The sequence below is a fragment of the Dapis hubbardiae BLCC-M172 genome (assembly GCF_050016015.1).
Lineage (GTDB): Bacteria > Cyanobacteriota > Cyanobacteriia > Cyanobacteriales > Microcoleaceae > Trichodesmium.
The window spans coordinates 10827-20987 of record NZ_JBNHEQ010000224.1 but is presented as its reverse complement, the minus strand read 5'-3'; the positions used below and the strand labels follow the sequence as shown (position 1 = coordinate 20987).

Sequence of the window (10161 nt, the reverse complement as noted above, 5' to 3'; positions counted from 1 at the left end):
GATGAAATAGTTCCCGGACTGGCTCCGCAGATGCACTTGATAACGTGCGCAAACTGCTGTAACTATTGTCCAATAGATGAAATAGTTCCCGGACTGGCTCCGCAGATGCACTTGATAACGTGCGCAAACTGCTGTAACTATTGTCCAATAGATGAATAAAACATCAATCTATAGAAAATTATGGGCTACTTTTTCCAATCATAACCAAAACCTTGTAAGGGCGGGCTATTCGCCCCTACTGTTACCTATCGAAACCAAAACTGCTGTCAAAACAAGTTATCAATTCTAATCTTCAAAACTAATGCTTAAACCAATTATTGCCCTCATTGGCAACCCCAATTGTGGGAAAACAACTCTTTTTAATGCCCTAACAGGATCTAACCAACGCACAGGTAATTGGCCTGGCGTAACTGTAGACCGCAAAGAAGGTCAGTTTACTTACCAAGGAAAAGAAATTACCCTAGTAGACTTACCTGGAGTTTATTCCCTTGATGTCGAAGAAGAGGGAACAGGAATGGATGAACTGGTGGCGCGGGATTACCTCCTGTCCGGGGAAGCAGATTTAATCATCAATATCGTTGATGGATCGAATTTGGAGCGTAATCTCTATTTAACAACCCAAATCATGGAGATGAGGCTACCAATGATTATTGCCCTCAATATGATGGATGTAGCGCAAGACCGAGGTATTTCTATCAATGCCGATCTCTTACGAGAACGATTAGGGTGTGCAGTTATCCCAATGAATGCTTCTAGAGAAGAAGGAATCAAACCCTTATTGGATACAGTAGGTAAACTGGTGAAAAATATCAGTCGATCGCCTAGTTATGTCGCTTATCCAGCAGTGATTGAAGATGCTTTAGCTGAATTGGTTCCCTACATTATTGAACATAGTAGCAAACGGATTGTTGAACCTCGCTGGACGGCTTTAAATTTACTGCAATATGAAGACCGAGTTGCCCCAGAATTAGGAGGTGCAGACTTGGTGAAAATTGTGGTGACACACCGTCGCAAAATCCATCAGGTATTGGGAGAAGATATTGATATTATTATTGCTGATAGCCGTTATGGTTTTATTCGTCAATTAACCCAAGGAGCTACCGAACGCATTGGGGAAGCTAGTAGTACAACTTCCGATCGCTTAGATCGGATTGTTCTTGATCGCTGGCTAGGGGTTCCCATTTTCTTATTGGTAATGTATGTCATGTTTCTCTTTACCATCAACGTCAGTGCTGCTTTTATTGATTTCTTTGATATTGCTGCGGGCACAATTTTTGTTGATGGTTTGGCTAATCTTCTGGAAGGAATGGGTACGCCAGGGTGGTTAATTGCTCTCTTAGCTGATGGTGCTGGAGGTGGTATTCAAACTGTTGCCACTTTTATCCCTGTAATTGGGTTTATGTTCCTGTTTTTATCAATTCTGGAAGATTCGGGATATATGGCGCGAGCTGCTTTTGTGATGGATCGATTAATGCGGTTTGTGGGATTGCCAGGAAAATCTTTTGTACCGATGTTAGTGGGGTTTGGCTGTAATGTTCCGGCAATTATGGCTACACGGACTTTAGAAAATTCCCGCGATCGTCTGATGACTATTATGATGAATCCGTTTATGTCTTGTGGAGCGAGACTTCCCGTGTATGCTTTGTTTGCAGCAGCTTTTTTCCCCATCGGCGGACAAAATATTGTCTTTGGACTCTATCTTTTGGGTATTGTGGCAGCAGTTTTTACAGGACTTGTGATGAAAAATACTATTCTCCAAGGAGAAGCAAGTCATTTAGTTATGGAGTTACCACCCTATCACCTGCCCCGAATTAAAGGAGTTTTAATCCGAACCTGGGAACGCTTAAAGGCATTTTTGTGGAAAGCTGGCAAAATAATTGTTTTGATGGTGATGGTTTTGGGATTGTTAAATTCTGTTGGTGTAGACGGTTCTTTTGGCAACCAAGATAGCGAAACATCTGTTCTCAGTAGCACCAGTCGAGCAGTCACTCCCATTTTTACTCCCATGGGAATTACAGAGGAAAATTGGCCTGCAACGGTGGGAGTTTTCACTGGAGTCTTTGCGAAAGAAGCTATGGTGGGAACCTTAGATTCGATTTACGGACAATTAGCCAAAGAAGATAATCCTGATGCAGAAACTGAGGAAGAGGGTTTTAGTTTCTGGGGAGGTATTGGAGAAGCATTTGCTAGCATTCCCGCTAATTTAGCTGATTTACCAAATCAACTACTCGATCCCCTGGGGTTAAATATTGGGGAGACTCAAGATGTAGAAATAGCGGCTGAGGAACAGGAAGTACAGTTAGGAACATTTGGAGCTATGGCGAGGCGGTTTGATGGCAAAGTAGGAGCATTTTCTTATTTGTTATTTGTGCTGCTCTATTTTCCGTGCGTCTCAGCAACGGCGGCTGTTTATCGAGAAACTAATATGGGATGGATGCTGTTTGTAGCCTTCTGGACAACAGGATTAGCTTACATTGTAGCTACTGTCTTCTATCAAATTTGTACCTTTGGACAACATCCTGGTTTTTCCTTTATTTGGATCGTAGGTTCATTGATATTTACGGGTGCTACTTTGGCTATAATGAAGTTAGCTAAACCTATTAGATTAAGAAGTCAGGAACAAGTTACTTGAAGAAGGAGTCATATCAGTTATCATATCATGTCCGGTTGAATAGTTATAATTAAAGTTTGTAGTTGGGCTTTAGCCCGAACTATAGATGGGCTAAAGTCCAACTACGAACAAAAACTTTTTTATCACTGATTATCCGCACATGATATCATATCAAATCCGCTGGCTACGGTTCCCGATAAATCGGAGTGAATAAATTCGACCATCTCCAAAAGAGTGAAAACTCCTAGTTTGTGGAGGGTTTGGAGACCAAACCCCTACGGCTTTAAATTCTACCGATACTACCGGATTTGATATCAGTTATCAGTCAGGAGACAGAATACAGGAGATAGAATCAATTGGTTGTGGATTCCCAATAGATGTCTCCAAAAATCCAAAATCAAATCAATTCTTATCCATACAACGCTTCTGAGATTGATGACCTCACGTCAAAACCAAAACTCTGTAGGGGCGTTTTGCTGCGCGACATATAAAGCGGAGCTTTGCGTTAGCACATGGCCATTTCCGTTCCGGAATGCTCCGCAAACGCCCCTACTGTGGTCTACCGAAATGAAAACCACTGTAAATTATCAATTACTTTCCCCTATTCCCTATTCCCTATTCCCTATTCCCTATTCCCTATTCCCTGATTATGATTTTAACTGATATTCAAGTTTATTTAGAAAAATGTGGCAAGATATCCTTAGCTGAGTTAGCTTTGCATTTTCAGATGGATGCTAATGCTATGCGTCCCTTACTCAAACGACTAATTCATAAAGGAAGAATTCGTCTGATGACAGGAGAAAAATGTACTAACTGCTGCAACTGTGCCTCAGAAATGATTGAATTTTATGAATGGGTTGGGTTAAGCCATTCGTAAGGATTTCCTGCGGAATGCTGCGCAAACAGCAGTCAGCTATCAGCTTCATTACCAAAAAATGAGGGTATGCGCCTCCCCTTTTAAGGGGATGAAAAAAATATTTAACTCAGTATTTCAAGCCTCCGACTTTAAGTCGGAGGTTCACTGATAACTGATAACTGATAACTGATAACTGAAATGACCTCTAGTCTAGTAGTGGACTGACACAACTAATGGGTGTGCATTAGGGCGGTTCGGTGTAAATCTTAGAGTAAGCATCAAAATTCGGTGTTGCACAATAATGATGAAATATGAAAGTAGATATTTTTGGATAACTCTTTCCTCAATATATGTAAAGTTGAAAATTTATTATCATTCTTTAATGTGCAACCCCCAAAATTCTAGCTAAAACTCGCCCCTACTATGGCACTATTTTAGATGAAACAGCCCACTACTGGACTAGATACATCTATATCTTTAATCTTTCTCCCTGCTCTCTACTCCCTATTAGATATTTTGCTCCTCCGACCATTTCTTTAACTCTTCTAAAAACCCGATCGCTGTTCTCCCAAAATCAGTTATCTCATAAGTTACGGCAAAAGGCTTGGTACTAACTACGTTACGTTTAACCAAACCATCATCCTCCATTTCTCTTAGCCTTTGAGTTACCATCTTTTTACTCGCTCCGCCAACTTGACGAACTAGATCGCCAAAACGTACAGGTTTATCCTTCAGATGCCAAAGAATAGAACCTTTCCATTTTCCGCCTACAAACCTCATTCCGCGTTCAATTGCGCAAGGTCTAACACAAGGTTCAATTGCCCGTTTGCGACCTAGATCGTCCATTTCTATTTCAATTTTAGAACTCATTCTTCACCTGGTTACTAAAAGTATACTGGTTGACTATACTAACTTGATTTTATATATTTTAATCATGGCAGTAACCAAGAAAAACAATTTCCATATTTCAAGCCTCCTGTTTCACCAGGAGGTACTGATAACTAATAGCTGAAATGACAAATACTAAATCAATTAAGGCCAACTAATGAAAACTATTCTCTTAATTTTAGGTAAAGAAACTAACGAATTTGCTAAAGGTAACTATAATCAAAGTCTTTTTACGATCGCAGTAGAAACTTTAAAAGCTGGTTATGAAGTTTTGACGACTATTGTTGAAGACAGCTATGATGTTCCAGAAGAAATTGCCAAATTCAAACAAGCTGACGCAGTAATCTTTCAATACCCAGTCTACTGGTTCATGATGCCAGCATCATTAAAGCGATACATGGATGATGTCTACGCTTATGGTGAATTTTTCGCCTTTAGTGGTGGTGAATATGCCTCGGGTGGACTAATGAAAGGTAAAAAGTTTATGCTCTCTACTACCTGGAATGCACCCCTAGAAGTCTTCAATAATAATAATCCGAATAGCTTTTTTGCAGGGCGATCGGTAGAAGAATTGTTGCTACCAATGCGTAAATCCCAGGAATATTGTGGTTTAGAGGAGTTACCTCATTTTTCTTGCCACAACATTATTAAAAATCCTCAATTTGAGTCAGATAAAGACCGGTATATTCGTCATTTAACTAGAGTTTTTCTTGATCCATCCTTCTAGAAAAGCAGACGTTCAAGAAGTATTATCTATATCAGGAAAGCTTCTGGGATATTGAGGTTTAAGCTAATTTCGAGATTACTGAGAATTTGACTACTTAAAAGGCGATCGCTATTATAATGGCAATAGGCAATATGCCTTTATTAAATTTAGCGATCGCCTTTCCCTATTTACTTACTCTATGAGCATAATTATTTTTGGCAGCATCAATATTGACTTAATTGCAACGACTCCCCGTTTACCGACTCCAGGAGAAACTATTAATGGCAACAACTTTTTTACCGCAGGTGGTGGTAAAGGAGCAAACCAAGCTGTTGCTGCTGCTCGTCTTGGCATTCCGACGAAAATAGTGGGGCGGGTGGGAAATGATAGTTTTGGGCAACAACTTCTGACAAGTTTGCAAACTGCTAATGTTGACACAGCAGGTGTGGTAGTTGATGAGAATATTCATACGGGGGTGGCGGTTATTACGGTTGATGCTCTTGGAGAAAATAGTATTATTGTTGTTCCTGGTGCTAACCATAGTATTAATAATACAGATGTCGAACGGCTGAGAAATTTGTTATCGGATGCCACAGCTTTACTTTTACAATTGGAAATTCCCTTAGAATTTGCTATAAGTGCTGCAAAAGTAGCACAAGAAATGGGGGTGAAAGTTATTCTCGATCCAGCACCAATGTCAGTAAATTTTCCCAATGATTTTTATAGTTTGATTGATATTATTACTCCTAATGAAATTGAAGCAAGTCAACTGGTTGGGTTTGCAGTAAACGATCAAGAAACTGCTACTCAGGCAGCTATTGAGTTATGTCGGCGTGGTGTGAAAAATGCTGTGGTGAAAATAGGAGCTAAAGGTGTTATTTGCGCAACTGCAGAGGAAACATTTTTTCAACCTGCTTTTGTAGTAGAAGCGATCGATACTGTTGCTGCGGGTGATGCTTTTAATGGTGGTTTAGCGGCAGCGTTAGATACGGGTTTGTCATTAAAAGAAGCTGTGAAATGGGGTGCTGCTGCTGGTGCTTTATGTGTTACGAAATCAGGCGCTCAACCTGCTATGGCAGATAGAAAAACATTTGACAATTTTCTTTTAAGAAGGTAGTTGCGTGACACGCCTAAAATACTCTGCAATAGTAGGGGCTGGTTGTAGAAAGTTGCTCAAAAGGTAAGGAAGAAGTAAGAAGGAAGAAGGAAGAAGTTTTAAGAGAAGAAAAAACCTTTATATGGCGGTAGATATTTCCCCAACTTTTACACGCTCCGATACAAACGGACAGGATATCACTTCAAAGGGAGTGGATTCGATCTTAAAGCGCATAGTAGGGACGTTCCATGGAACGTCCCTACAAGGTTTTGGTTGTGACGATGTGGTTTATCCATCAGCAAAAGCGCTGTCAAGCAACTTTATCAACTGCTCTATAAAACAGATAAAATATTCACTAAATCTTTATATGTTATTGAGTATTAATATGTTATATTTAAGGATTTACTCCTAAATGTTTCTCTGAGCATCTGTAGATTGTGATGTTCATCACCCTGAATTATTAACTTGCTTCACTTTGTTGTAGTTGAATAACTCACTCCATCACTTCCCAAAAATCACCGTAATTTTACTCAGAAGTCACTGCCACAACCAGAAAAAGCTGAGATGATTACAGTATAGAGTTAATTAACACAAAAGAAATATTCAATATTTGAAAATTCAAAGGAGATATGAAATGATTCAGACTAATTCTAAAAAGAAATATGTAAATATTATGGAAGAGATGGTTGCACAGGAAGTAAATCGGAAAATGACGCTGTTGCCTGAAAAGTTGACAAAATATATTAAGCGAGCTGATGTAGAAACCTATGCACTAAATCGTCTTCCACCATTATATGCTTCTAGTAAGGAAGGTTTACAGTTTCAAATAAAAAAAGCCCAAAAAGATTATGAAAAAAAGATTGCTATGGTAGTAAGTCATGCTTTTGCTGCGGTACAAAAAGATATTCTTAGAAAATCAACTCCTTTATTTAAGGAGGAAATCAAAAAAGTAGCTTCTGCAACAGCAACAGCTACTTCAGAAAGTCAAAAAAGTGCTAATCAAAACTATAGTTCGCGTCATAGTCACTACTATCGCCCAGGGTGCGCTAGATAATACTATTTCTCAAAAACTTTTCTACATTTTATTGAGTAGGAGATTCAATAATTAATAATTTTCATGTCGGCGACAGCCGAAACAATTAATAATTAATTATTACCTCTTATTAAAAATAATAGGATTGGTTAAAAGGATTTTTTTTGTTTTTTTCTCCTTGAAAGGAGAGGCTTGAAACCTTGATTTTTCGGTAAGGGAGTAGAGGAAAATAAACATAAAAATAATTAACAATAATTTGCTAATAATTAGCCAAAATATTATTTATTCCTGTTAATTACTTAAGAATTGAAGTTTTATCTAAGTAGAGCATTAATTTATGGTAGTTGGTATCATACCATTTTGAAAAAAGAATGTTACAAAAAGGTGCATCTTAATCATAAACGCTTAAAAATACCCGATCCAATTCATTTCAGAAAGTTATCTCTATTATTTCCCCATTGTTTTCAACATTTAGTCTTTATTGCTTCTTTCTTAATTATACTATTTGTCAAAAAAATTCATTAAATTGGTATAATACTAAATTTAAAAAAGGTAGTTTAGGTGGTGTTTCAACAATTAATAATTAATAATTACCTCTTTTGATCAAGAAGAGGATTGACCAAAAAGATTTTTTTCTTTTTTCTCCATAAAAGGAAAGGCTTTATACCTTGATTGTTCGGTAATAGACTTTAGGCTTGATAGCTTTCAGCATTCCGCTAAAATCAAAACTATTAGTTTTAAAGAATTTGAATTTTATTAATATCATTACACTTTTTTTTAGTGCTATAGGTTGGAGGTACTAGATTTTTAGGAGAAGCAATTTGTCATAATTTTAATTAAAAAAGGGAATAGGGAATAGGGAGTAGGGAACAAGAGGAAACTTGAAAAATATTCTCTCTCAACAGAAGAAAATTTTTATTATGCTTAATTAATGAAACTTGATATTAATTCTCCGTATATCTGTGGTAAAAATATTTGTCTATAAAACTACTTCAACCAAAACTATATAACCAACCATCCCGACCACAAATTCTGACAATTCCATCCCAAACAATAGGAGTAGATTCAAAAGAAACTTTACCAGCAAATTTGCCAGCTTCTTCTACTATCAAACGAAAAAATTCTCCCTTGTTATTAGGTAAAGCATTTTTATCATTAGGTTGAGCAGTTTCCCAATTCAAATTAAACAGATAAACTCCATTATATCCGGCAGTTACTAATTTATTTCCATCAGTAAAAATTGGTGTTGAAATAGAAGGTCCTATTTTCTGCTTAAATACAATTAAAGGAGTATCATAATTAAATTTTTTCAAAGGTCCTTTAACTTGATTTCCTGTGGTTAAATCTTGTGAACCAATATATAGATATCCATCAATAGCATTAGTAGCAAATAATGCTGGAAATTCACCATAATTATTATATTCATCATTCAATGCTACCGACCCAATAATTCCTCCTAACCAACTATTAAATTTAATATTACCTGTAGGTAGGAACCATTCGACACTTTCCTGGGGTGTTTTATTAGGATTTAATTTTACTACTCCACCATTTCCCGGAATATATTGTTTCTCAATAGCACAAAATAATTTACCCGATTTAGAAATAGCAACAGTACCATCTAAATCTGAACCTGTATAAAAATCCCAAACTATCTTTTTACTCTCAATATCAATACCATAAATATGACCGGAACCTGCTGCTAAAAATATTTTATTATTGAGTCTAGCAGGAGATGATTCTGAAACAAGATTTCCCCCTTGTCTTCTCGCATCACTATCTACATAAAGTTTGACTTCAGATAATATTTCTGGCTGCTTAATACCAGATTTAATTTTAGCTTTATTGGCAGAACTATTAAGAAAATAACCAATAGCATTTTCCCCAGCATTGAAAATTAAACCATTTCCCAGTGGCAAAGCAGAACTATCATTATCTCGGCTATAACTACGAGTTTTTCTAATATTAAGTTGCCAAATTTCTTTGCCAGTTCTAAAAGAAATAGCCCGAAAACTAGGAGCAATTCCTTTTTTTGGTCTACCTGTTCTACTCCCTTGTAAAATTACGATGCGATTCTCTTCATTAGCAGTTTCATCAATATAAATAGTACCCGAACCTTTAATCACATCATCAAATTTATATTGCCAAACTTCCTGATTATTCGCAATATCTATTTTGCGTAAAAGATAGTCATAACTGCCAATAACTAAATAAGTTTTTCCCCTATCTTTAGTAATAGTTGGTTGTCCCGTCCATCCAGCTCCACTCCATACTTTTTTGGTTTTACCAACATAAGTTACACCCGTTCCTAGTTTAAATTTATCTAGCACTTGAAAATTTTCTGGTGTACCACGATCATAAAATCTTCTTTGGTCATTTCCCAAATATGTTGGAATTAATAAATCAATTTCTGGGTCGAGATAAGCAAAAAATTCTTTAACTTTATTTTCTAATAAATTTTCTGATAAGTTGAGATTCATATATTTTGACAATATTGGCGCAATTCCCATTCCTAGGGAAAATTGCATAGTGAGTTTATGGAAATTTCTTCTTGAGTAATTCATAAATTATTGGGGAAGGAAAAAATAATTTCAGTTATCAGTTTTTAAGGTAAATTTCTTTGGCTAAAAGAAGATTTATGTGAGGTAAATATCTGGTCTATTCCCTCTGACTAAAAATAGCCAAAAATCAAATAGCTTTGCTGGGAAAACTAGCAGTTATTTCCAGGAGAACGAAAAAGTCAAAATATTTCATTTTGCCGAAGATTTGGGAATTAAGGTCAACATATATTTATCTCAGTCAAAGAATGCTTTTTTCAGTCAAATATTTAGTCTATTCCCTCTAACTAAAAATAGAAAACAATCAAACAGCTTTGCTGGGAAAACTAGAAGTTATTTCCAAGAGAAGGAAAAAGTAAAAATATTTCATTTTGCCGAAGATTTGGGAATTAAGGTCAACATATATTTATCTC

At 36.7% G+C, this 10161-nt stretch carries 7 protein-coding genes; 5 read left to right on the top strand and 2 right to left on the bottom strand.

What is annotated here, in order from left to right:
- Window positions 1-301 precede the first annotated feature (301 nt).
- Complete coding sequence (gene feoB / locus ACP6PK_RS20635) at window positions 302-2632, top strand: Fe(2+) transporter permease subunit FeoB (protein ID WP_426562209.1); 2331 nt, start codon at window positions 302-304, stop codon at window positions 2630-2632.
- A 628-nt stretch (window positions 2633-3260) separates the two neighbouring features.
- Entirely contained in the window at window positions 3261-3488 is a 228-nt protein-coding gene (locus tag ACP6PK_RS20630; RefSeq protein ID WP_094671820.1) for a FeoC-like transcriptional regulator, read from the top strand.
- Window positions 3489-3974: 486 nt separating this feature from the next.
- Here ACP6PK_RS20630 and ACP6PK_RS20625 read toward each other — a convergent pair whose 3' ends face one another.
- On the bottom strand, window positions 3975-4337 hold the full coding sequence (locus tag ACP6PK_RS20625; protein ID WP_094671635.1) for a winged helix-turn-helix transcriptional regulator: 363 nt from the start codon (window positions 4335-4337) through the stop codon (window positions 3975-3977).
- A gap of 175 nt (window positions 4338-4512) precedes the next feature.
- Here ACP6PK_RS20625 and ACP6PK_RS20620 point away from each other — a divergent pair, with 175 nt between their 5' ends.
- The 3 genes from ACP6PK_RS20620 (at window position 4513) to ACP6PK_RS20610 (ending at window position 7211) form a co-directional block, all read left to right on the top strand.
- A complete protein-coding gene (locus ACP6PK_RS20620) occupies window positions 4513-5082 on the top strand; it encodes an NAD(P)H-dependent oxidoreductase (protein WP_426562206.1) in 570 nt (189 codons plus the stop codon).
- Between the two features lie 178 nt (window positions 5083-5260).
- Window positions 5261-6178 carry a ribokinase gene (rbsK, locus tag ACP6PK_RS20615; RefSeq protein WP_426562204.1) on the top strand — a complete coding sequence of 306 codons (918 nt, stop codon included), beginning with the start codon at window positions 5261-5263 and terminating at the stop codon, window positions 6176-6178.
- A gap of 613 nt (window positions 6179-6791) precedes the next feature.
- A complete protein-coding gene (locus ACP6PK_RS20610; protein WP_426562202.1) occupies window positions 6792-7211 on the top strand; it encodes a late competence development ComFB family protein in 420 nt (139 codons plus the stop codon).
- Between the two features lie 971 nt (window positions 7212-8182).
- Here ACP6PK_RS20610 and ACP6PK_RS20605 read toward each other — a convergent pair.
- On the bottom strand, window positions 8183-9718 hold the full coding sequence (locus ACP6PK_RS20605; protein WP_426562200.1) for a hypothetical protein: 1536 nt from the start codon (window positions 9716-9718) through the stop codon (window positions 8183-8185).
- Between the last annotated feature and the right edge of the window lie 443 nt (window positions 9719-10161).